General features: G+C 69.2%; 14 protein-coding genes. 4 read left to right on the forward strand and 10 right to left on the reverse strand.

All coding sequences use genetic code 11. The features are described 5' to 3' along the window. Nucleotides 1-38 precede the first annotated feature (38 nt). The 4 genes from ABLE43_RS04165 to ABLE43_RS04180 all read right to left on the reverse strand — a co-directional run bounded on the left by ABLE43_RS04165 (nucleotide 39) and on the right by ABLE43_RS04180 (nucleotide 8,657). Entirely contained in the window at nucleotides 39-3,059 is a 3,021-nt protein-coding gene (locus ABLE43_RS04165) for a discoidin domain-containing protein (RefSeq protein WP_348977219.1), read from the reverse strand. Continuing rightward, nucleotides 3,059-4,456: a glucoamylase family protein gene (locus tag ABLE43_RS04170; RefSeq protein WP_348977220.1), complete on the reverse strand. Its 1,398-nt coding sequence runs from the start codon at nucleotides 4,454-4,456 to the stop codon at nucleotides 3,059-3,061. Before ABLE43_RS04170 ends, ABLE43_RS04165 begins: the two co-directional genes overlap by 1 nt. 74 nt (nucleotides 4,457-4,530) lie before the next feature. Then, nucleotides 4,531-7,632, reverse strand: a complete 3,102-nt coding sequence (locus ABLE43_RS04175) for a TonB-dependent receptor (protein WP_348977221.1) — start codon at nucleotides 7,630-7,632, stop codon at nucleotides 4,531-4,533. Continuing rightward, nucleotides 7,629-8,657 (reverse strand): LacI family DNA-binding transcriptional regulator, encoded by a 1,029-nt coding sequence (locus tag ABLE43_RS04180; RefSeq protein ID WP_348977222.1) that lies wholly within the window; start codon nucleotides 8,655-8,657, stop codon nucleotides 7,629-7,631. Before ABLE43_RS04180 ends, ABLE43_RS04175 begins: the two co-directional genes overlap by 4 nt. A 164-nt stretch (nucleotides 8,658-8,821) precedes the next feature. Here ABLE43_RS04180 and ABLE43_RS04185 point away from each other — a divergent pair, with 164 nt between their 5' ends. Continuing rightward, nucleotides 8,822-11,107: a glycoside hydrolase family 3 N-terminal domain-containing protein gene (locus ABLE43_RS04185; protein ID WP_348977223.1), complete on the forward strand. Its 2,286-nt coding sequence runs from the start codon at nucleotides 8,822-8,824 to the stop codon at nucleotides 11,105-11,107. Nucleotides 11,108-11,265: 158 nt separating this feature from the next. Beyond that, a complete protein-coding gene (locus ABLE43_RS04190; RefSeq protein WP_348977224.1) occupies nucleotides 11,266-11,496 on the forward strand; it encodes a hypothetical protein in 231 nt (76 codons plus the stop codon). Here ABLE43_RS04190 and ABLE43_RS04195 read toward each other — a convergent pair. Both ABLE43_RS04195 and ABLE43_RS04200 read right to left on the reverse strand, forming a co-directional pair. Beyond that, on the reverse strand, nucleotides 11,463-12,254 hold the full coding sequence (locus ABLE43_RS04195) for an IclR family transcriptional regulator (protein ID WP_348977225.1): 792 nt from the start codon (nucleotides 12,252-12,254) through the stop codon (nucleotides 11,463-11,465). The two genes, ABLE43_RS04190 and ABLE43_RS04195, sit on opposite strands and share 34 nt — an antisense overlap. Before the next feature lie 42 nt (nucleotides 12,255-12,296). Then, nucleotides 12,297-13,175 (reverse strand): ROK family protein, encoded by an 879-nt coding sequence (locus ABLE43_RS04200; RefSeq protein ID WP_348977226.1) that lies wholly within the window; start codon nucleotides 13,173-13,175, stop codon nucleotides 12,297-12,299. A 165-nt stretch (nucleotides 13,176-13,340) separates the two neighbouring features. Here ABLE43_RS04200 and ABLE43_RS04205 point away from each other — a divergent pair, with 165 nt between their 5' ends. Continuing rightward, on the forward strand, nucleotides 13,341-14,369 hold the full coding sequence (locus tag ABLE43_RS04205; RefSeq protein WP_348977227.1) for a LacI family DNA-binding transcriptional regulator: 1,029 nt from the start codon (nucleotides 13,341-13,343) through the stop codon (nucleotides 14,367-14,369). A gap of 120 nt (nucleotides 14,370-14,489) precedes the next feature. Here the strand turns inward: ABLE43_RS04205 and ABLE43_RS04210 are convergent, their stop codons facing one another. Continuing rightward, nucleotides 14,490-16,289, reverse strand: coding sequence for an aminopeptidase P family protein (locus tag ABLE43_RS04210; RefSeq protein WP_348977228.1), 1,800 nt, complete (start codon nucleotides 16,287-16,289; stop codon nucleotides 14,490-14,492). Nucleotides 16,290-16,564: 275 nt separating this feature from the next. Here ABLE43_RS04210 and ABLE43_RS04215 point away from each other — a divergent pair, with 275 nt between their 5' ends. After that, nucleotides 16,565-18,622, forward strand: coding sequence for a S9 family peptidase (locus ABLE43_RS04215; RefSeq protein WP_348977229.1), 2,058 nt, complete (start codon nucleotides 16,565-16,567; stop codon nucleotides 18,620-18,622). Nucleotides 18,623-18,766: 144 nt separating this feature from the next. On the opposite strand, the gene ABLE43_RS04220 is transcribed toward ABLE43_RS04215, so the two are convergent. The 3 genes from ABLE43_RS04220 to gpmA form a co-directional block, all read right to left on the reverse strand. Next, nucleotides 18,767-19,825, reverse strand: coding sequence for a 5-(carboxyamino)imidazole ribonucleotide synthase (locus ABLE43_RS04220; protein WP_348977230.1), 1,059 nt, complete (start codon nucleotides 19,823-19,825; stop codon nucleotides 18,767-18,769). Continuing rightward, nucleotides 19,822-20,307, reverse strand: a complete 486-nt coding sequence (gene purE / locus ABLE43_RS04225; RefSeq protein WP_348977231.1) for a 5-(carboxyamino)imidazole ribonucleotide mutase — start codon at nucleotides 20,305-20,307, stop codon at nucleotides 19,822-19,824. Before purE ends, ABLE43_RS04220 begins: the two co-directional genes overlap by 4 nt. A gap of 125 nt (nucleotides 20,308-20,432) precedes the next feature. Next, nucleotides 20,433-21,119, reverse strand: coding sequence for a 2,3-diphosphoglycerate-dependent phosphoglycerate mutase (gpmA, locus tag ABLE43_RS04230; protein ID WP_348977232.1), 687 nt, complete (start codon nucleotides 21,117-21,119; stop codon nucleotides 20,433-20,435). Nucleotides 21,120-21,140: the final 21 nt, after the last annotated feature.

The following is a 21,140-nucleotide window of genomic DNA, read 5'->3' on the forward strand; positions in this document are numbered from 1 at the left end:
CTTGGTATACGACGCGCAGGCGTAACGAGTTGCGGTGGCTAGCGTTCCATCACGACGGCGATCCGTCCCGCGCGTGCCGGGACTCGCACGGTATCGCCGTCGATCGGCACCGGCCTGCCGTCGATCGTCGCGCGCTTCGCCCGGCCCGCCAGCGGCCAGCGCAGCACGAACCCGCCCGGCGGCATCGCCCCGCCGCCGATGGTGGCGAGCACCCGGTCGCCGTCGCTGCGCATCGCCAGATCGACGGTGCCATAGGGGGTGCGCAGGCCCTTCACGTCCGATCCGTTCCCGGCCAGCCAGTCGTCGTCCAGCCCGCCGCCGAGCACGATCGCTTGGCGGTCCTGATCGACATGGGCGAACAGGTCGAGCGCGGCGCGGATGAAGTCCGATGCGACCCACGCATGCGGCAGGTCGCCGAGGAAGCGGATGTCGCGTGGGGATCGCCCGACGACCTCGGCCCAGCCGTTCCAGCCGCCGGGCCGCCGGTCGCCCATGTAGAAATCCAGCATCCGGTTCGCCCGGTCGCGCCGGCCCAGCCGCACCATCGCCGACACGTTGCGCAGTTCATACGGGGTGTAGTCGGTCCAGTCGCTGCCGACCGGTCGGGCGATCACCCGCCGCCATTGCCGGTCGAACGTGTGGGCGAGCAGGACCGGGTCGAGCCGTGCCTGCTCTCCCGCCGGGTCGAGCGCCATGGTGGTCGAGGTCGCGTCGAAATCGCCCATGCTGGTCGCGCCGGGGATATAGTCGATCTTCCAGTGCCGGACCGCCGCGGCGATGGCGGCATGCAGATCGGCCTGGAACCGGTCGCGCTGCGCCGCGATCTCCGCCGCCTCGGGCCGGTTCAGTACGCGCGCGGCATAGGCGGCGTCCTTGTAGCCGGTCAGCGCCCAGAAATCGTCCCACAGGCTGTACTGCGCCTTGGCCGAATAGCCCTCGTGGCTGATCGACGGCGGCATCAGGCCATAGAGCATCCGCCGCTCCGGCGTCCGGTTCGCGTCGGTCCGCTCCGATTGCGCGAGGCTTTCCATATAGCGCCGCGCCGCGTCCAGCTTCGGCCAGTCGCGCGCCAGCGCCGCCTTGTCGCCGGTATAGCGATACAGGTCGGTGACGAGGTGGATGTACTGCCCGTGGCTGTCGTTCTCGGGCACCGGATCGGGGCCGCGCGCATCGACGCAGCACGGCACCTTGCCGTTCGCGAAGATCTTCGGCCCGTACCAGTCGGCGAAGGCCCGGCCGGGTGCCACAACACCCATGCGCAGCATCGTCTCGGTCATCATCGCGCCGTCGCGGATCCAGCTGCGGTCGTAGGAGCGCGTGCCGGGTTTGAGCGCGGGGCCGTCGCGGCTCATCAGCACCTGCGCCAGCGCGGACTTGACCGTATCGGCCACCGCGCGCTTCGTCTCCGGCACGGTCATCGTCACCGCGCCCAGCGTCTGGCGCCAGCGCGCGGCGGTGGCGGCGTGCGCGGCATCGAACTGCGCCGGGGTAATCGCCGCATCGCCGCCGATCGCCATCGCCGTCGACCAGCGCGCGCCGGGGGCCAGCGTCACGTCATAGGCGATCCCGCCCGAGGCCAGCGCCGTGGGGTCGCTCACCTGCGCGGCTGCCGTCGGCAGTGCCGGCAATGCCAGCGCGCCGCGATCGAACGGCGTCGCCCATGCCGCATCGGGCTTCGCCAGCGGGTACAGCCGCCGCGTGGTCGCGGGATCGCCGGGGATCGCGCCGGGCGTCGTCACCGCCATCGCGGTGCCGTCCCAGCCGATCGATTCGATCCGGCTGACCCCGCCCAACTGGCTGAGGAACTGCGCGGGCGGGTTCACCTGGAACGGCCGCACCGCCAGCACCAGCCGCAGCGTGCGCGGCGTGGTGCCCGTGTTGACCAGCGTCCAGCGCGCCATCAGCCGGTCAGTCGCGGCATCGGCGAACAGCTGCGTATCGAGTGTCCAGCCGTCGCTGCGCCACTCGGCATGGGGCATCGGCAGATAGCCGTCCTCCAGCCGGTGCGTCGTCGCCACATCGGACCATGCGACGGTCCGCCCGCCGTCCACGACAAAGGGTTCGATCGAGAATCCGCCCTTGGCGACCTCGATCGCGCCGTCCTCGCCGATCAGCCCGCTGGCGCCGCCGCCGTCGTTCGCGACGAGCGTCCAGTAGCTCTGTTCGGTGAAGCCGCGCGGGAAACTGCCGCGCGGGGCCTGCTTCGCCAGCGCGGTGACAAAGGCGTTGGGCGTTTCCGCCCAAGCGCGGTCCTTGACCTCGACTTCGGCCAGCCCGGTCGCGCCGGTGATGCGCAGGTAGCGCGTCTCGGTATCCGGCAGCGCCACGGGGTCGCTGCCGCCGTCCCCCCCCGTCACGGTGCGCAGCGTGCGCCAGCGGCGGCGGTCGTCCGATGCCTCGATCGCATAGGCGGGGGCGGCCCCGGCCCAATGCAGCACCAGTCCGCCGAGTTCGCGGGGACCGCCGAAGTCGATCGTCACCGGCCGCTTCGCCACGGTCGTGCGGTCGCCGTCGATCGCCTTGGGATCGCTCGCGACCGGGGCGGGCAGCGGGCGGGGCGGGGGCAGCGTCTCGAACGTCCAGTCGTCCAGCTCGACATGCCCCGCGCCGCCGTCGCGTCCGCGCACGACGACGATCTCGACCGCCTGCGTCGCCTTCAGCGCCTTGTCGCTCGTCGGACCCCAGGCGAACTGCACGTCGCGCGGGCGGATGCGCAGTTCCTGCCATTCGCCCGACGGGCGGAAACTGGGCTTCACCACCCACCAGACATTGGTGCCGTCGGCGTCGGTGAACTTGATCTGCAGGTCGTTGACCCCGCCGCTGCCGCGCACCTTCAGCCGCATTTCCCAGTGGTCGGGAAACACGATCGGCAGCGTCCGCCGGACGAAGGCGTAGCCCGATACCTGCGCGAAGTCATAGTCGAGCCGCAACGCGCCGTCCGCGACCGACGACCGCGCGGTCACCCCGTCCGACGATGCCGCCTCCCACGCCGCCGCATCGTCGAACCGGTCGAGCGGCTGCGCCTGCAGCGCGGCGGCGGCCAGCAGCGCGGCGAGCATCACGCCAGCCAGCCGCCGGTGAAGCCCGCCCGCGCCAGCCCGCGCCGGATGTGCGGGTTGCGCCGCATCACCTCCCAGATCATGCCCGACCGCCGGTTCTCGATCATCAGTACGATCGGCCCCTGATCGATGCCGAGATAGTCGCCGTCGACCCAGCCGACACCGGGCACGATCTTGCCGTGCCGGAGCGGCCGGTCGCTGCGGGTCAGCGTCGGGTTGAACGAATCGAGGAAGCCGTATTTGTCGTAGACGCCCGCGCCGTAGCGGGCGTGCAGCTTCGCGATCATCGGCTCGACGATCTCCGGCGCGAAGGCGACCGAACCGAGCGCGGCGGTCGGCGCGATCGTGCCGTCGTCGCGCTCGCCGGGGCCGCGCGCCGAATAGCTGAAGAATTCGCGCTCCCGCCCGTCGATCACGACCTTGAAGTCGCCCGGCCCGTCGCAGGCGGTCAGCCCCCAGCACTCGTCGCCGTAGCCGACCTTGCCGCCGGGATTTTCATTGGCATAGGCGCGCTGCGCATAGGTCGCGCGGCGGCTGTTCTCGAAATAGTCGATGCCCTTGGATGCGATGTAGGGGTCGCGGATGCCGCGGAAATCGATCCAGACATGGCTGTACTGGTGGCCGAACATCGGTGCGAACTGGAGGTGCGGTTCGCCCCAGCGATTGCCCCAGCTCCGGTCGAACTGCTTCGTCAGTGCGGCCCATGTCGCCGGGGGCAGGGGATGCGTCGGGCTGGCGAGGGCCAGCACGTAGAGGATCATCCCCTCGTTATAGATGTTCCAGTCGGAACGGATGAAGCCGCTCTCCGGATGCCAGCCCATCGACACGAACGGTGGGCGCGGCACGATCCAGTCCCATTCGACCGCGCGATAGAGTTGCTCCGCCAGATCGCGGATACGCGCTTCCTTCGGCTCGGCGCGGTCGAACCAGCTCTGCGCGAACAGCACGCCGCCCAGCAGCAGCGACGTGTCGATCGTCGACAGCTCGGTCCGCCCGAAGCGGGTGCCGGTCTTCGCATCGAGGAAATGGTAGAAGAAGCCCTTGTAGCCCGACGTGCCGGTCGCGGCGGGGCCGGTCGGGGCCCTGGCGAAGAACTCCAGCGTGGCGAGCGTGCGGTCGCGCGCCTGATCGCGGGTGATCCAGCCATACTTCTCGCCGACGCCGTATGCGGTCAGCGCGAAGCCGACGGCGGCGATCGAGGCGAAGCTGGGCGTCGGCCAGCGATCGGGCGCAAGGCCGGTCGCGGGATCGGTGGTGTCCCAGAAGAAGCGGAACGCGCGTTCCTGGATATCGGTCAGCAGGTCGGGCGCGGCGGCGCTGGCCGTGCCGCCCGCATGCACGCAACCGGCAAGGACCGCGGCGGTGCCGGCAAGGAGGAAATGGCGGCGATCGATCACGGGCTGGCCCTTCGGTTGGGAACGAAAAATGCCGGAACGGGCAGGGGGCACCCGTTCCGGCAAGGGGGGGCTGGTTAGAAGTTGAAACCCGCCGACAGCTTGATCGTGCGCGGCGGATTGCCGCCGATGCTGAACGACGACCGCTCGCCATAGATGGACTGCGTGCCGTCGGTCCGGCTGTTGTCGCGCGGGTTGTTGTTGAAATCGATGAAGTTGCGGTCGTTCATCAGGTTGATGATATCGACGCGGAAGCGGATCCGCGCGGTATCGTTGACGAAGCGGATCGGAATGTACTTCGTCGCAGCCACGTCGAGCTGGCGACGGCCCCACTGGTCGCCCAGGCTCTCGCGGAACGTACCGACGAAGGTCCGCCGGAACGGCGTCGACGTATCGAGCGGTGCGACCTGATACAGCGGGGATTCGATCTGGAACTTGCCCGACAGCGTCAGCCCGATCGGGGTATCGACGCTGCCCGCCGCGACGAAGCGGTGGCGCGGAACGCCCACCGAACGCAGCGTCGGATAATCGTCGATCGACGGGAAATCGAGGCTGAACGTCTCGCCGAACTGCCGGTTCTCGCTGGCTTCGGTGAAGGTGTAGGTCGCGTCGAGGCTCCACGGCGAGGTCGCCGAATAGGGCTTGGTCAGCTTGACGTACACCGCGTCCGCATCCGACTTCAGCCCGTTGTCGCCGATGATGATCGACCCGAAGCCCGGCGGGGTGAAGGGGAAGGGCGACTGCGGCGTGGGCGCCGCCGCCGTCGGCCCGGCCGCGAAGAACGACCCGTCGGGACGGCGGTTGCCCAGCAGATAGACGAAGCCGTCGCGGCTGGTGATGTGGGTATAGCCGACTTCCAGCTCGACCGGGTTGAAGCGCGAGCGGAAGCCCAGCGAGAACTGGTCCGAATAGGGCATGCGCAGGTCGTTGTTGATGAAGCGCAACTCACGCCCGCCGCCGGTGCTGCTGGCGGCAAGCTGTGCGCGACCCTCCGCCGTCAGGTAGATCGGGTTCCACGGGATACAGGTCGCGGACGGGGTGCACTGGTTGAGCGGGTTCGCGCCCTGGAACAGGAAGGTACGCTGCTGGAACGAGCCGACCGACAGCTCCTGTTGCAGGAAGTCGAACTGGTTGCGGTCGTACGACCGGCCATAGCCGCCGAACATCGTGAACCGGCCCGCTTCGTCGAAGCGGTAGGTGAAGCCCAGCCGCGGCTGGATCGCGCCGGTGAACGCCTTGCGGTTGTTCCCGGTCGAGATGAAGTCGTTGATATTGTAGTCGGCGTTCTGGAGGTTCGGATAGACCGCGGGCGAGATCGCGGTCAGGTTCGACTGCGGCGTCACGAAGTCGAGGAAGGCGGGGGTGCGTTCATAGTCCCAGCGCACGCCGATGTTCAGCGTCAGCCGGCTCGTCACGTCCCAGTCGTCCTGCGCATAGATGCCGAACTGGAAGTTTTTCGATTCGATCACCGAATTGCCGAAGCCGCTCGGCGCGCCGAATTGCAGGCGATAGGGGATGTCGGTCTGGAAGCCGGTCGGGCTGTTGAGGTTCACGTCATAGGTGTAGGAGCCGTTGACGTTATTCTGTTCCAGCGTGTTGAGCGTGACCCACTTGGCCTTGGCACCCACCTTGAAGGTGTGGTTGTCGAACCCGGTCCAGGTGAAGTCGTTCTGGACGGTCCAGCCCTTCTGCCCCTTGTCCTGGAAATTGGTGCCGCCGCCGATGCGCAGCAGGTCGATGCGCACCGGGCCGCTCGCGCGCTGCTCGGTCCGCTGGAAGAACTGGTTGATGCCCGGTTCGGCGGGCTGCGGCGACCATGTCACGTCTTCATAGGATACGCGGAAGTCGTTGATCCACGAATCGGCGGTATGCTGCCACCGCGCCATGCCGCGCAGTTCCTCGACCGAATTGATCGTGCGCGTGGAGAAGGCGTTGATGCCGCTGTTGAGCTGGTCGCCGCCTTCCTTGCGATACTTGCCGGTGAACTCGATCAGATCCTCGGCGGTCGGCACGATGTCGATCTTGCCGAAGACGAGGTCTTCGTTGAACGTGTTGGTGAAGTTGCCGAAGCGGCTGCGCAGGTCGGCGGGCAGCACGTTGATGTCGACGCCGTTGCCCGGCAGCACGTCGACCGGGCGGTCCTGCCGCTTGCCTTCGTAGCTGACGAAGAAGTGCATCACGTCCTTCACGATCGGGCCGCCCAGCGCCACGCCGTACTGGATGTCCTTGGTATCCACCTTCGCCACGCGGCGCGGGAACAGCTCGGTCGGGCGGAAGTCGCGCAGGTCCTGGTTGGTGAAGTCGACGAAGCCCTCGCCGTGGAACTCGTTGGTGCCCGACTTGGTAGTCGCGGTGATCGCGACCGAGCTGACCTGGTCGAACTCCGCCTTGTAGTTGGACGACAGGACCTGATATTCGCCGATCGCCAGCTGCGGGAACGGGTTGCCCGGCGTCGAATCCTGGCCGGTCACGCCGTTCTTCAGGACGTAATCCTTCTGGCTCACGCCGTCGATGAAGACGTTGACCGAGTTGCTGCGCTGCGCACCGCCCTGGATACGGGCCTGGCCGCTGGCGCCTTCCTCGATGAAGCGCACGCCCGGCGCCAGATCGGCGAAGGCGAGGAAGTTGCGGTTGTTCTGCGGCAGCTGCTCGATCAGCCGCTGGGTGATGTTGATGCCGACCTGACCGCCCGACAGCGAGCGGATGCGGGTGCCGGTGACGATGATGTCGCTGCCGCCGTCGTCCTCGCCGGTGGTGGCGGGGCCGCCGGTGGTGGGCGCGGCGCCGACATCCTCGCCGGTCGCGGTCTGGGCGGAGGGGGAGGGGGCCGCCGTCGCGGTCGACAGGTCGATGTCCAGCCCGGCGGTCTGCCCGACGCGCAGCGTGAACTCGTCCGAATTGCGCGTGCCGTTGGTCAGCTGGATCTCGAGGCGATAGGTGCCCGCGCGCAGCGACGCGAAGTTGTACGCGCCGTTCGCGTCGAGCGTGGCGGTGCGGCGATAGCCGGTCGCGACCTCGACGATCGTCACCGACGTGACGGCATTGCCCGGCGGCGAGGTGATCGTGCCGCGCAGCGATGCCTGCCCGACCTGCGCCTGTGCCGCCACCGGCAGCAGCACCGCGCCGCCCGCCAGCGTCGTCGCGGCGACGAGCGCCGCGCGGAAGATGGATTTGCTCATGCTGTCATTCCCCTTGCGACCCGGTGTTCCGGGTTTTCCCTGGATATGGTGGTTTCGCGCACCACCAGGACCGGTGCGCGATGTTCGATATTGCGGTCCTCGCCCCCGGCGATCAGGTTGATCAGCCGGATGACGGCACGCTCGCCCAGACGGGCGATGTCGATGCGAAGCGTGGTGAGCGCGGGCGAGATCAGGCGGGCGAGCGGCACGTCGTCGAACCCGGCGAGGGCGATATCGTCGGGCACGGCGACGCCCGCCCGGCGCAGCGTCATGAGGACGCCGATCGCCATCATGTCGTTGGCGGCGAACACCGCATCGATGCCGCTCCTCTCCCGGATCAGTCGTTCTGCCAGCGCAACGCCCGATTCCTCGAGAAAGGTTCCACGTTCGACACATGGTTCCAGCCCGGCGTCGCGCATCGCCGCGCGATAGCCCTCGACGCGCTCCTCGGCGTCGATGTTGCCGACCGGCCCCGCCAGATGCAGGATGCGGCGACGCCCGGCGGCGACCAGATGCTCGACCATCATCCGCGCGCCCAGCACATTGTCGATGCGCAGTTCGGGCCGGGGCAGGTGGTGCGGCGCGCAGTTGACGAGGATCGCGGGCACGCCGCCGGGCATATGCCCGGCCAGCCGGTCGGGATCGATATGCGGGGCCATCACCACCATCCCGTCGACCCGCCCGCGCATGGTGTGCAGCGCCTCTACGGCACGCGCCGGATCGGCATGCATGTTGGAGAGCAGCAGTTGCAGGCCGCGCGCGGAGGCCTCGCGGTCCATGCCGCGCAGCAGTTCGGAGAAGAATTCGCCGTGCAGGTCGGGCAGCAGCACGCCGATCGCGTTCGACCGGGCGAGGCTGAGCGAGCGGGCGCCCGCATGCGGGACATAGCCGAGTTGCGCGGCGGCGGCCTCCACCTTCTCGCGGAGGGCCGGGCGGACGTTGTTCAGGCCGTTGAGCACGCGCGACACCGACGCGACGGACACGTCCGCAGCCCGGGCTACATCGCGGATGGTGGCATTCGCCATCGCCTTCGTCGTCCACTCCCTGCGCCGCGTCGTCGCGGCGAATCTGTCGGCCTGCTGCCGATCGCTCTTGATGTAACCGGTTACAAGAAACTACAACGCGGTTCAACCGAGATTCGCAGGGCAGCCGATGCTAAGGCTGGCGGCGACAGAGCAGAGGGGATGGCATGGAAGACTTCCGCATTTCGCGGCGCGCGCTGATGATGGGCGCAGGCGCGGTGGCGGCGTGGAGCGCATCGCCCGCGCGCGCCCTGCTGGCACAGGCGCCGGGCACGTTGCCCGCATCGGTCGAATCGCTGATCGGGCAGATGACCGTCGAGGAAAAGGCGGGGCAGCTGACGCTGATGGCCGCCGCCTGGGCGGGCGGTGCCGCCAACGCGCTGAACCCGATCAGCGCCACCGCGACCTTCGACGAACAGCTGGCGCAGGTGCGCGCGGGTAGGCTGACCGGCGTGTTCAACGGCAACGGCGCGGAAATGGCGCGGCGGATGCAGACCGTCGCGATGCGCGAGGCGCGGCTAAAAATCCCGCTGCTGTTCGCCGCCGACATCATCCACGGCTTTCGCACCGTCTTCCCGATGCCGCTGGCCGAGGCGGGCAGCTTCGATGCCGACCTTGCCGAGCGGACCGCCCGCGCCGCCGCGGTCGAGGCGTCGGCGGCGGGCATCGACTGGACCTTCGCGCCGATGGTCGACATCGCCCGCGACCAGCGCTGGGGCCGGGGGATCGAGGGTTCGGGAGAGGATATCCTGCTCGGCAAGCGCATGGCCGATGCGCGCGTGCGCGGGTTCCAGGGGCGGCGCGGGCTGACCGCCGACGACGCGGTCGCCGCCTGCGCCAAGCATTTCGCCGCCTATGGCGCGGCGGAGGCGGGGCTGGACTATAACACGGTCGACGTGTCCGAACGCACGCTGCGCGAGGTGTATTTCCCGCCGTTCCAGACCGCCTTCGCCGCCGGCGCGCCGACGACGATGGCGTCGTTCAACGAACTGTCGGGCGTGCCCGCCACCGCCAATCCGTGGCTGCTCGATCAGGTGCTGCGCAAGGAATGGGGCTTCGGCGGGGTCGTCGTGTCCGACTATACCGGCGACGAGGAACTGATCGCGCACGGCTTCGCCGCCGACGCGCGTGAGGCGACGAAGCTGGCGTTCATGGCCGGGGTCGACATGTCGATGCAGTCGGGCTTCTATATCAAACACCTGCCCGATCTGGTGGCGAAGGGCGAGGTGCCGATGGCGCGGCTCGACGAGGCGGTGCGCCGCGTGCTGGCGATGAAGGTGCAGCTGGGCCTGTTCGCCGACCCGTTCCGCCGCATCGACCCCCGCCGCGAGAAGGCGCGGGTGCGCACGCCCGAGCATCTGAAACTGTCGCGCGAGGCGGGTGCCAAGTCGATCGTGATGCTCAAGAACGACGGCGACCTGCTGCCGCTGCCCAAGGCGGGCAAGCGCATCGCGCTGATCGGTCCGTTCGTGCAGGGGCAGCGCGAGCTGATCGGCACCTGGAACGTCTATGGATCGGATGCCGAGGCGGTCGACCTGTTGACCGGCGTGCGGGCGGCGGTCAGCGATCCGACGATGGTCAGCGCGGTGGACGGCTCCGGCATCACCGATCCGATCCCCGGCGGGATCGATGCGGCGGTGCGCGCGGCGTCGGTCGCCGACATCGTGGTACTGGCGATCGGCGAGTCGCAGACGATGTCGGGCGAGGCGCAGTCGCGCGTCGATATCGGCATTCCCCAAGCCCAGCTCGATCTGGCGCAGGCGGTGCTGGCGACGGGCAAGCCGACGGTCGTGCTGCTGCGCAACGGGCGGGCGATGGTGCTGGAAAAGCCGGTGCTCGATGCGCGGGCGATCCTCGTCACCTGGTTCCTCGGCTCGCAGAGTGGTCCTGCCACCGCCGACATCCTGTTCGGCGACATGGCGCCCTCCGCCCGCCTGCCGGTCAGCTTTCCCTATGCGACGGGGCAGCAGCCCTATTATTATGCGCACAAGACCACCGGGCGGCCCAATCCGCCGGGACCGCTCACCACCTACAAGGCGCGCTATCGCGAAGGGCCCAACGCCGCGCTGTTCCCGTTCGGGCATGGCCTCACCTATGGCCGGATCGCGTACAGCGACCTCGATCTGGGCGGCGGGCGGATGGCGCTGGACGGCAGCCTGACCGTCCGTGCGCGCGTCACCAACAGCGGCAGGCTCGCCGCGACCGAGGTGGTGCAGCTCTACGTCCATGACGTCGCCGCCAGCATCACCCGCCCGGTGCGCGAGCTGAAGGACTATGCCCGCGTGACGCTGGCGCCGGGTGAATCGAAGGTGGTCGAGTTCGTGCTGAAGGCGGCGGACCTGCGCTTCATCGGCACTGCCAACCGCCCGACGCTGGAACCGGGCAGCTTCCGCATCTGGATCGCGCCCTCGGCGGAAGCGGAGGGGGTGAACGGCAGCTTCGCCGTGGCGTGAACCTGCCCGCCGTTCGTCCCGAGCGAAGTCGAGGGACGTGCCGGTAGCGCGACGAACGGTGTCTCGACCGCGCTCGACACGAACGGAGGGAAGGTAGGAGCATCCTTCGCGTAAGCCCATGCGTTGCAACGGCTTCTCACAACGCGAAGGATGCTCCCATGGCCGACAAGCAACCCAATCAGGCGATGCCCGATCACAAGGGCGCCGCAACCCCCGACGGGGTCAACCGCGCGCCGAGCGGCGGCGAATCATCGGGCGGGGCCTATCCCAATCCGCATGACGACGCGCACGAAGGCCGCTTCGACGGCGGGCAGAGCCTGAAGGACTATCACGGCGGCTCCGGCGGGGCGGACAATCACGCGACCGGGACCGGCGGGTCCGATTCGTAACCCAGGTCGCGGCTGATCGCGGCGGCGGTGGCGGCCACTTTCGGCCCGATGATCGCCACCTTGTCGTCGGTCAGATATTGCGCGGCGGTCGGAATGCCGATCGCCGCCACGATCCCGCCGGTCACGTCGCGGATCGGCGCGGCGATCGAACGGATGCCGTCGTTGCCGACGCTGTCATGGATGACATGCCCCCGCCGGGCGTTGGCGCGCATGTCCGCGACCCAGGCCGCGGTCGCCGCCGCCGATGCCGCAGGCGCAGCGGCGCGGTGCAGTTCGGCCAGCGTCGCCTTGTCCTCGTCGAACAGCAGCGCCTTGCCCAGCCCCGTCTGCGCCACCGGGCGACGGTCGCCGGGGCGGGTCGATACCTCCAGCCGCTGCCGCCCCGCCGCACGGTCGAGGTGGAGCGAATGGTCGCCCTCGCGCCGCCCGAGGAACACGCACAGCCCGGTATCGGCGGACAGCGCCTCCATCCGCGCGCGGGCGACGCGCACCATGTCGATCCTGCGGTGCGCCGTGAAGCCCAGTTGCAGCAGCATCGGCCCCAAGGTCAGCGCGCCCTTCTCCGCCGGGGCGACATAGCCGCGCTCCACCAGCGCCGCCGCCAGCCGGTGGGTGGTGGTCCGCGTCAGCCCCAGCACCCGCGCCAGTTCGGCGACGCGCAGCGGCGTGTCGCGCAGCGCCTCCACCAGATCGAGGCCGCGCATCAGCGTCTGGGTACCGCGCGATGCGGTGGAAGGATCGGCGGAGGGCTCGCTCATCGCGCGAACCCTAGCAGCGCCGCGCGCCGCTGCCACCCGCGATCATGCGGTGTTCAGCAACTGCTGCGCCATCACCAGCGTGCCCAGCGGCCCCGCCTCCTCGCCCAGCGCGGCGGGGACGATCTGCGCCGAGATCGTCGCCGCATCGACATAGCCGAGATAGCCGCCCAGCGCCGCCACCGTCCGCGCGCGCACCAGCGGCAGGACGTGCGGCTGGCCCAAGCCGACTCCGCCGCCGACGATGATCCGCGCGGGCGACAGGGTGAGGAACAGCATCGCGAACGCTTCCCCCAGCGCATCGGCGACATGGCGCCACGTCGGATCGTCCGCCGCCAGCAGGTGCGCGCCGTGCCCGCAGCGCGCGGCGATCGCCGGGCCGCTCACCAGCCCTTCGAGGCAGTCGCCATGGAACGGGCAGGCCCCGGCGAAATCGTCCCCGGCGTCGCGGCGGATGCGGATATGCCCGGCTTCCGGGTGCATCATGCCGGTGACGGGACGCCCGCCGACGATCACTCCCATGCCGACCCCGGTGCCGACGGTGACATAGAGATAGTCGGACAGGCCCACGGCTGCGCCCCAGCGTCCCTCGCCCAGCGCCGCGCCGGTCACATCGGTGTGGAAGGCCACCGAATCGAACCCTTGCGCCAGCGGGCCGACGATATCCGCCCATGCCCAGTGCGGCTTCGGGGTGGGGAGCATCGTGCCGCGTTCGACCGAGATGGGGCCGAAGCTGGCGATCCCGATCGCTTCCGGCGCATATTCGGTGCGCCATGCCGCCATCTGGCGGGACAGTGCGCCCAATGTCTCGTCCGGCGTGGTGGTCGGCACCCGGCAGCGCGCGAGGATTTCCCGCCCGCGACCGATCACCGCGATCGATTTGGTCCCGCCCAGTTCGACGCCCGCGACGATCGGTTCGTGCATGTCTTGCCCTTCCATCCCCTGTTGTCGCGCCTTCCCGCCCCGCCGGGCAAGTCCGCGATCCCCCCTGAACCGGCATTAGCGACCCTTGCAATCCTTTGCAAACCGCATGGACTGGCGACGATTTGCGCTAGGCGCGGATCGCGGATTGCTCCTACAAGCAGGCGGATGGATCAGGATCGCCACTCTCCGCCCCGCGTGCGCACGATCGCCGACCTTGCCCGGCTTGCCGGGGTGTCGGCAGGAACGGTATCGCGCGCGCTGGCGGGCAAGTCGCTGGTCAACGCCGAGACGCGCGACCGAATCCAGGCGCTGGCCGCCGAGCACAGCTTCCGCCCGAATCAGATGGCCAGCCGCCTGCGCACCCAGCGCACCGGCGTGATCGGCATCGTCGTGCCGCTGGGGCACGAACGGCGGCAGCATCTGTCCGACCCGTTCTTCATGACGATGCTCGGCCATCTCGCCGACCGGCTGACCGAGGACGGCTATGACCTGATGCTGTCGCGGATCATTCCCGACGCCGCCGACTGGCTGGAGCGGATCGTCGATTCGGGGATGATGGACGGGGTGCTGCTGATCGGCCAGTCGGACCAGTTGCCGACGATCGAGCGGGTCGCCGCGCGCTATCGCCCGCTCGTCGCATGGGGCAGCAGCAACCATGCGGGGCAGGTCCACTGCGCGGTCGGCACCGACAATGTCGCGGGCGGGCGGCTGGCGGGCGAGCGGCTGATCGCGCGCGGCTGCCGCCGCATCGCGTTCCTCGGCGAGGTCCGTGCCCCCGAAATCCGCGACCGGTATGACGGGGTGGCGCAGGCGATGGCGGCGGCGGGCATCGCCGACCGGCCGGTGCAGCTCGACACCCATCTCGCCTCCGACATCATGGAACAGGAGATCGCCGGGCATCTCGACCGGGTGGGCCGCGATATCGACGGGATCGCGGCGGCATCGGACGTGATCGCGGTCACGACGCTCCGGGTGCTCGCCGATCGCGGGATCAGGGTGCCGGGCGACATGCCGGTCGTGGGCTATGACGACCTGCCGATCGCGCTGAGCGCGGTGCCGCGCATCACCACCGTCCGGCAGGACCTGGCGACCGGCGCGAAGGCGATGGTCGATGCGCTGTTCCGCCGCATCGCGGGCGAGGACGCACCCTCGGTCGTGCTGTCGCCGATGCTGGCGGAGCGCGATTCGGCCTGAGTCGCGGCGCTTCGGGGCGCGCCTGACCCTCGTTCGTCCCGAGCGTAGTCGAGGGGCGCGCCGCGCGCTCCGCGCCGTGTCCCGACGACGCCCGATACGAACCGAGCGGACGGCGCGGCCCTATCCGCCCAGCGGCGCGCACTTCGCCGCGACCCATGCCGCCGTCTCGCCGTCGAGCAGCGGCACGAGCAGGTCGGCGACCTTCGCATGATAGGCATCGACCCATGCCCGCTCGCCGTCGGTCAGCAATGCTGGCACGATCAGCGACCGCTCGATCGGCACGAAGGTCAGCGTCTCGAACCCCAGCATCGGCAGGTCGCCGCCGGGGATGTCGCGCGCCACCGTCAGCACCAGATTCTCGATGCGGATGCCGTATTCGCCCGCCTTGTAATAGCCCGGCTCGTTCGACAGCATCATGCCCGCGCGCAGCGGCTCGAGCGGCCCGCCGCCCGGATAGTTCGGCGCGCCGATCCGCTGCGGCCCTTCATGCACCGACAGATAGGCGCCGATGCCGTGGCCGGTGCCATGGGCATAGTCGAGCCCCGCTTCCCACAGCGGCCGCCGCGCGAAGCCGTCGATATGGCCACCGAGCGTCCCGTCGGGGAACACCGCGCTGTCGATGGCGATATGACCCTTCAGCACGCGGGTGAAGCGGTCGCGCATCTCGTCCGATACCGCCCCCACCGGCATGACGCGGGTGATGTCGGTCGTCCCGTCCCGGTACTGCGCGCCCGAATCGATGAGGTAGAGTTGCCCCGGCAGGATCGGTGCGTCGCTCTCCACGGTCGCCTTGTAATGCGGGCTGGCGGCGTGCGCGCCGGTCGCGCTGATCGTGTCGAACGACTGGTCGAGCAGCAGCCCGGTCTCGGCGCGGATCGCCGCCAGCCGGTCCGAAGCGGACAGTTCGGTCAGCGTGCCCGCCGGGGCGGTTTCCTCGAACCATTTCAGGAAGCGCGCCATCGCCGCGCCGTCGCGCGCCTGTGCCGCGCGGTGTCCGGCGATCTCGGCGGGGTGCTTGATCGCCTTGGCCAGCACGGTCGGATCGCGCTCGGGCAGGATCGCGGCACCGGCGGCGGCGAGCCGGTCGTGGATCGCAGCGACCGCGCGGTCGGGATCGGCGGCGACGCGCTTGCCCGCCAGTTGCCCCAGCGCGGCGGGAAAGTCTGCCATCGGACGCACGGTGACGGCATTGCCGAGATGGCGGGCGACCTCCTCGCCGACCTTGCCCGGTGCCGCGAACAGGTCGGCGGTGCCGTCGGCATGGACGATCGCATAGCTCAGCGCGACCGGGGTCCGCGCCACGTCGGTCCCGCGCACGTTGAACGTCCATGCGATCGAATCGAGCGCGGAGAGCACCACCGCATCGGCGCGCCGTTCGGCCAGCCAGTCGCCGATCGCCGCGCGCTTGTCCGCCGACGAACGCCCGGCCAGTGCATCGTCGTACACGTTCATCGGCGCGGGCGAGGGGGCGGGGCGGTCCGCCCATAGCGTGTCGATCGGATTGGCGTCGACCGCGACCAGTTCCGCACCGTTCGCCGCCAGCACGCCCTGCGCCGCCGCGACCCATCCGGTCGTCGCCAGCCACGGGTCATAGCCGATCCGGTCGCCCGCCTGCGCATGGACGGCAAGCCAGTCGGTCACCGACGTGGCGGGCACCTGCACGAATTCCCAGTCGGCGGCGTCGACCTGCTCGCGCACCTGCAGCGTGTAGCGCCCGTCGGTGAACATCGCTGCCCTGTCCGCCAGTACGATGGCGCTCCCCGCCGAGCCCTTGAACCCGGTCAGCCATTCCAGCCGCTGGGCATAGGCGCCGACATATTCGCTCATATGCTCGTCGGTCAGCGGCACGACGAAGCCGGTGAGCTTCTGGTCGGTGAGGGCGATGCGCAGGGCGGTCAGGCGGGCGTGATGATCGGTCATGGCGCGGGCGATACCAGCGGGGCGGGGCGGGAAGGAAGAAGATATTGGTTCGCGCGGAGGCGCGGAGGCGCGGAGGCGCGGAGGGGGTGTGTTCGTGTGAACGTTCCGCGTCAGCGGAACACTTGCACCTGCGGCAACCGGAAGCAAGACAGCCGCTATCGCGGCGGACCGAGCCGCAAGCGCACCCCTCCGCGCCTCCGCGCCTCCGCGCGAACCAGCCTTCTTCCTTCTTCCCTGCTCGACTTCCCGGTGAACCCGCCCCACATGGGCGCCCTATGACGAACCCGATCCCGCCCATCGCCGAACAGCGCCCCCACCGCTACGAACGCCACGGCATCACCGTGCAGGACCCATGGGCATGGCTGCGCGACCCGAACTATCCCAAGGTCGAGGACGCCGACGTGCTCGCCTATCTCAAGGCCGAGAACGACTATTTCGACGCGGTGATGCAGCCGCACCGGCCGCTGATCGACACGCTGTTCACCGAGATGCGCGGCCGGATCAAGGAGGACGACGCCACCGTTCCCCAGCGCGACGGCGACTGGTGGTACTGGTCCGATTTCGAGACCGGCGGCGAATATCGCCGCTGGTGGCGCAGGCCGGTTGCGGGCGGCGACGATGAACTGATCCTCGACGAACCGGCGCTGGCCGAGGGCAAGGAATATTTCCGGCTGGGCGCGCTGTCGGTCAGCCCCGACGGGCGGCTGCTAGCCTATGCGATCGACGACGACGGCGGCGAACGGTTCGAGGCGCGGGTCAAGGATCTGACCACCGGCGAACTGCTGCCCGACACGATTCCGGGCACGCTGTCCGAACTGGTCTGGACCGCCGATTCGAGCGGCTTCCTCTACGGCCTCGCCAACGAGCAGTGGCGCACCGACAATGCCCGGCTGCACCGCATTGGGACGGCGATCGAGGACGATATCGAACTCTATCACGAGGCGGACGAGGGCTGGCGGGTGTCGGTCGGCGAAACCCAGTCGCGCCGCTTCCTCGTCATCTCGGCGGGGGATCACGTGACCAGCGAGGTCTATCTGATCCCCGCCGACGATCCGACCGCGACCCCGATCCTCGTCCGCGCGCGCGAGGAGCATGTCGAGTATGACGTGGAGGAGCATGACGGCATGCTCTATATCCACACCAACGACACCCATCCCAACTTCCGCCTCGCCACCGCGAAGCTGGAGACGCCGGACGTGTGGGAGGAGGCGATCCCCGCCGATCCGCATTTCTACATGACCGGGGTGACGACCTTCGCCGATTTCTTCGTGGTCGAGGGGCGTCTCGACGGCCTCGACCAGATCCGGCTGCACGATTACGCGGGCGGCGCGGCCAGGCCGATCGAGTTTCCCGAAGCGAGCTATGTCGTCGGCCTCGGCGACAATCCGGAATATGCGGTCGATACGCTGCGGCTCGGCTATGAATCGATGGTCACGCCGGGCACCGTCTACGACTATGACGTAAACTCGGGTGACCTCACCGTGCGCAAGGTGCAGACGATTCCCTCGGGCTATGACCCGGCGAAATATGCGACCGAGCGGCTGCACATCACCGCGCGCGACGGCACCGCCATTCCCTGTTCCGTGGTGTACCCGAAGGATTTCCCGCGCGACGGCACCGGCAAGCTCTATCTCTACAGCTATGGCGCATACGGCTATGCGATCCCGCCGGGCTTCTCGACCAGCCGCATGTCGTTCCTCGACCGCGGCATGGCGTTCGCGATCGCGCATATCCGCGGCGGCGACGATCTCGGCCAGCAATGGTATCTCGACGGCAAGCTGGAGAAGCGGACCAATACCTTCAACGATTTCGTCGATGTGGCGAAGGGGCTGATCGAGCTGGGCTTCACCGACCGGGGCAGGATCGCCATCGCCGGCGGCTCTGCGGGCGGTGAGCTGATGGGCGCGGTGATGAACTCCGACCCCGATCTGTGGGGCGCGGTGGTGGCCAGCGTGCCGTTCGTCGACGTGCTGAACACCATGCTCGACGACAGCCTGCCGCTGACGCCCGGCGAATGGCCCGAATGGGGCAACCCGATCGAGGACAAGGCGGCGTTCGAGCTGATCCGGTCGTACAGCCCGTACGACAATGTGACGGCGCAGGACTATCCGCCGGTGTTCATCTCCGGCGGGCTGAACGATCCGCGCGTGACCTATTGGGAACCCGCCAAATGGGCGGCGCGGCTGCGGGCGACCAAGACCGATCGCAACGTGCTGCTGCTCAAGACCAACATGGGCGCGGGCCACGGCGGCAAGTCGGGCCGGTGGGAGAGTTTGCGCGAGGCGGCGGAGGAAATGGCGTTCGTGCTGTGGCAGCTGGGAGTGGAGGGGTAATCCCATGGTCCTCCCCGGCACGGGGAGGGGGACCGCCGCCGAAGGCGGTGGTGGAGGGGGCATCGCCAAACGCTACCGCCGCGTCTGCGGACGCCCCCGTCCACCAGCTTCGCTGGTCCCCCTCCCCGTGCCGGGGAGGAACTGCTACCGCTCGATCCGGGTCACATGGCCCATCTTGCGGCCCGGACGCGCCTCGCGCTTGCCGTACAGGTGCAGGTGTGCGCCGCTTTCGGCGACCAGTTCGCCCCACGCATTCACGTCGTCCCCGATCAGGTTCGTCATTTCCGCGCGGGCGGCGGTCAGGTCCACGCTGCCGAGCGGGAGGCCGAGGATCGCCCGCACGTGATTCTCGAACTGCGAGGTTTCCGCGCCCTCGATCGTCCAGTGGCCGGAATTGTGGACGCGCGGGGCCATTTCGTTGAACACCGCGCCGTCGGGGCCGCAGAAGAACTCGAGCGTCAGCACCCCGACATGCCCGAGCGCCTCGGCGACCTTGCCCGCCAGCGCCCGCGCGTCGGCCAGCCACGGCTCGATCGCCGGAGCGGGGACCGTGGTGGTATCGAGGATGCCAGCCTTGTGGACATTGCGCGACGACGGATAGAGCGCCGCCACGCCATCGCGCCCGCGCGCCAGCACGACCGAGAATTCGGCGGAGAAATCGACGAACGCCTCCAGCACGGCAGGCCCGCCGCCGATCGCGTCCCATGCCGCATCGGCATCGGCGGGCGACGCCAGCCGTGCCTGCCCCTTGCCGTCATAGCCGAAGCGGGTGGTCTTGAGCACCGCCGGGCAGCCGACCGCAGCGATCGCGGCATCGAGCGCGGCACGATCGGCGACCTCGGCCCAGCGGGCGGGCGTGCCGCCCAGTTCCTCGACGAAGCGCTTCTCGCGCACCCGGTCCTGCGCGATCTCCAGCGAGCGGGCCGACGGGCGCACCTTGTCGCCCAGCGCCGCGATCGGCGCGGCGGCGATGTTCTCGAACTCGTAGGTGACGACATCGACCGCCGCCGCGAACGCCCTGAGCGCCGTCACATCGTCGTACGCGCCCTTGCTATAGGCGAAGGCCACGTCGTTCGCCGGTCCCGTCTCGGGTGCATAGACATGGATGCGATAGCCGAGCTGTGCCGCCGCCATGCCGATCATCCGCCCGAGCTGGCCCGAGCCGATGATGCCGATCGTGGCGCCTGGGGCGAGCGCGCTCATCGCGGATCGATCGCCACGCTATCGGTCTGCGCCGCGCGCCATGCGTCGAGCCGTTCGGCCAGCGCATCGTCGTGCGTCGCGAGGATCGATGCGGCGAGCAGCCCGGCGTTGATCGCCCCGGCCTTGCCGATCGCCAGCGTCCCCACCGGGACACCGCCCGGCATCTGGACGATCGACAGCAGGCTATCCATGCCCTTCAGCGCCCTGGACTCCACCGGCACGCCCAGCACCGGCAGGCGGGTCATCGATGCGACCATGCCGGGCAGATGCGCCGCACCGCCGGCCCCTGCGATCACGACCTTGAGGCCGCGCTCGACCGCGCTCGTCGCATAATCGACCAGCCGCGCGGGGGTGCGGTGCGCCGAGACGACCCTGGTTTCGTGCGGCACGCCCAGTTTCGCGAGCGTCTCGGCGGCGTGCGCCATCGTCTCCCAGTCGGAAGTGCTGCCCATGATGATGCCGACCAGCGGTGCGTCGTCCATTGCCTGCCCGTAACGCTTGTGGGAGGGCGCTGCTTAGGGAAGGGGGCGGGGCAGGGCAAGCGGGAGAGTCACCCTGCCTTTGGTAATCGTCATTCCCGCCTGCGCGGGAATGACGAACGTGCGGTTTACCGCTCGCTCAGATAATAACGGTCGGTCGGGGTCAGGTCGTCGGCGAGTTCATAGACGATCGGCTGCCCGGTCGGGATTTCGAGGCCCGTGATCTCGTCGTCGGGGATGCCCGACAGATGCTTCACCAGCGCGCGCAACGAATTGCCATGCGCCGAGATCAGCACCCGCTTGCCCGCCTTCAGCTCGGGCGCGATGCGGCTGTCCCAGTACGGGAGGACGCGGGCGATCGTGTCCTTCAGGCTTTCGGTCCGCGGAATGTCGATCCCGGCATAGCGGCGATCGGCCGACAGGTCCCACGGGCTGTCCGCTTCCGGCAGCGGCGGCGGCACGTCGAAGCTGCGGCGCCAGATCTTGACCTGCTCGTCGCCGTGGCGCGCCGCCGTCTCGGCCTTGTCCAGCCCGGTGAGGCCGCCATAGTGACGCTCGTTCAGCCGCCAGTCCTTTTCCACCGGCAGCCACAGCCGCCCCATCGCCTCCAGCGCGAGGTTCAGCGTCTTGATCGCGCGCGTCTGGAAGCTGGTGAAGCACTGGTCGAAGTCATGGCCCTTGGCTGCCAGCAGCTCGCCCGCCGCCTTGGCCTCCGCCTCGCCCTGCGCGGTCAGGTTCACGTCCCACCAGCCGGTAAAGCGGTTCTCGAGGTTCCAGGCCGACTGGCCGTGGCGGATCAGGACGAGCGTGGGCATGGAACCTCCGTTGCAGTTGTC

This window comes from Sphingomonas silueang, from assembly GCF_040049155.1.
GTDB lineage: Bacteria > Pseudomonadota > Alphaproteobacteria > Sphingomonadales > Sphingomonadaceae > Sphingomonas > Sphingomonas silueang.

What these genes read in the sequence shown, in the direction of transcription:
- ABLE43_RS04205 (WP_348977227.1), top strand. Translation starts at nt 13,341, where the DNA reads ATGGATCAGGATCGCCACTCTCCGCCCCGCGTGCGCACGATCGCCGAC.
- ABLE43_RS04210 (WP_348977228.1), bottom strand. Translation starts at nt 16,289, where the DNA reads ATGACCGATCATCACGCCCGCCTGACCGCCCTGCGCATCGCCCTCACC.
- ABLE43_RS04195 (WP_348977225.1), bottom strand. Translation starts at nt 12,254, where the DNA reads ATGAGCGAGCCCTCCGCCGATCCTTCCACCGCATCGCGCGGTACCCAG.
- ABLE43_RS04185 (WP_348977223.1), top strand. Translation starts at nt 8,822, where the DNA reads ATGGAAGACTTCCGCATTTCGCGGCGCGCGCTGATGATGGGCGCAGGC.
- purE (WP_348977231.1), bottom strand. Translation starts at nt 20,307, where the DNA reads ATGGACGACGCACCGCTGGTCGGCATCATCATGGGCAGCACTTCCGAC.
- ABLE43_RS04175 (WP_348977221.1), bottom strand. Translation starts at nt 7,632, where the DNA reads ATGAGCAAATCCATCTTCCGCGCGGCGCTCGTCGCCGCGACGACGCTG.
- ABLE43_RS04215 (WP_348977229.1), top strand. Translation starts at nt 16,565, where the DNA reads ATGACGAACCCGATCCCGCCCATCGCCGAACAGCGCCCCCACCGCTAC.
- ABLE43_RS04165 (WP_348977219.1), bottom strand. Translation starts at nt 3,059, where the DNA reads ATGCTCGCCGCGCTGCTGGCCGCCGCCGCGCTGCAGGCGCAGCCGCTC.
- ABLE43_RS04200 (WP_348977226.1), bottom strand. Translation starts at nt 13,175, where the DNA reads ATGCACGAACCGATCGTCGCGGGCGTCGAACTGGGCGGGACCAAATCG.
- gpmA (WP_348977232.1), bottom strand. Translation starts at nt 21,119, where the DNA reads ATGCCCACGCTCGTCCTGATCCGCCACGGCCAGTCGGCCTGGAACCTC.
- ABLE43_RS04190 (WP_348977224.1), top strand. Translation starts at nt 11,266, where the DNA reads ATGGCCGACAAGCAACCCAATCAGGCGATGCCCGATCACAAGGGCGCC.
- ABLE43_RS04180 (WP_348977222.1), bottom strand. Translation starts at nt 8,657, where the DNA reads ATGGCGAATGCCACCATCCGCGATGTAGCCCGGGCTGCGGACGTGTCC.
- ABLE43_RS04220 (WP_348977230.1), bottom strand. Translation starts at nt 19,825, where the DNA reads ATGAGCGCGCTCGCCCCAGGCGCCACGATCGGCATCATCGGCTCGGGC.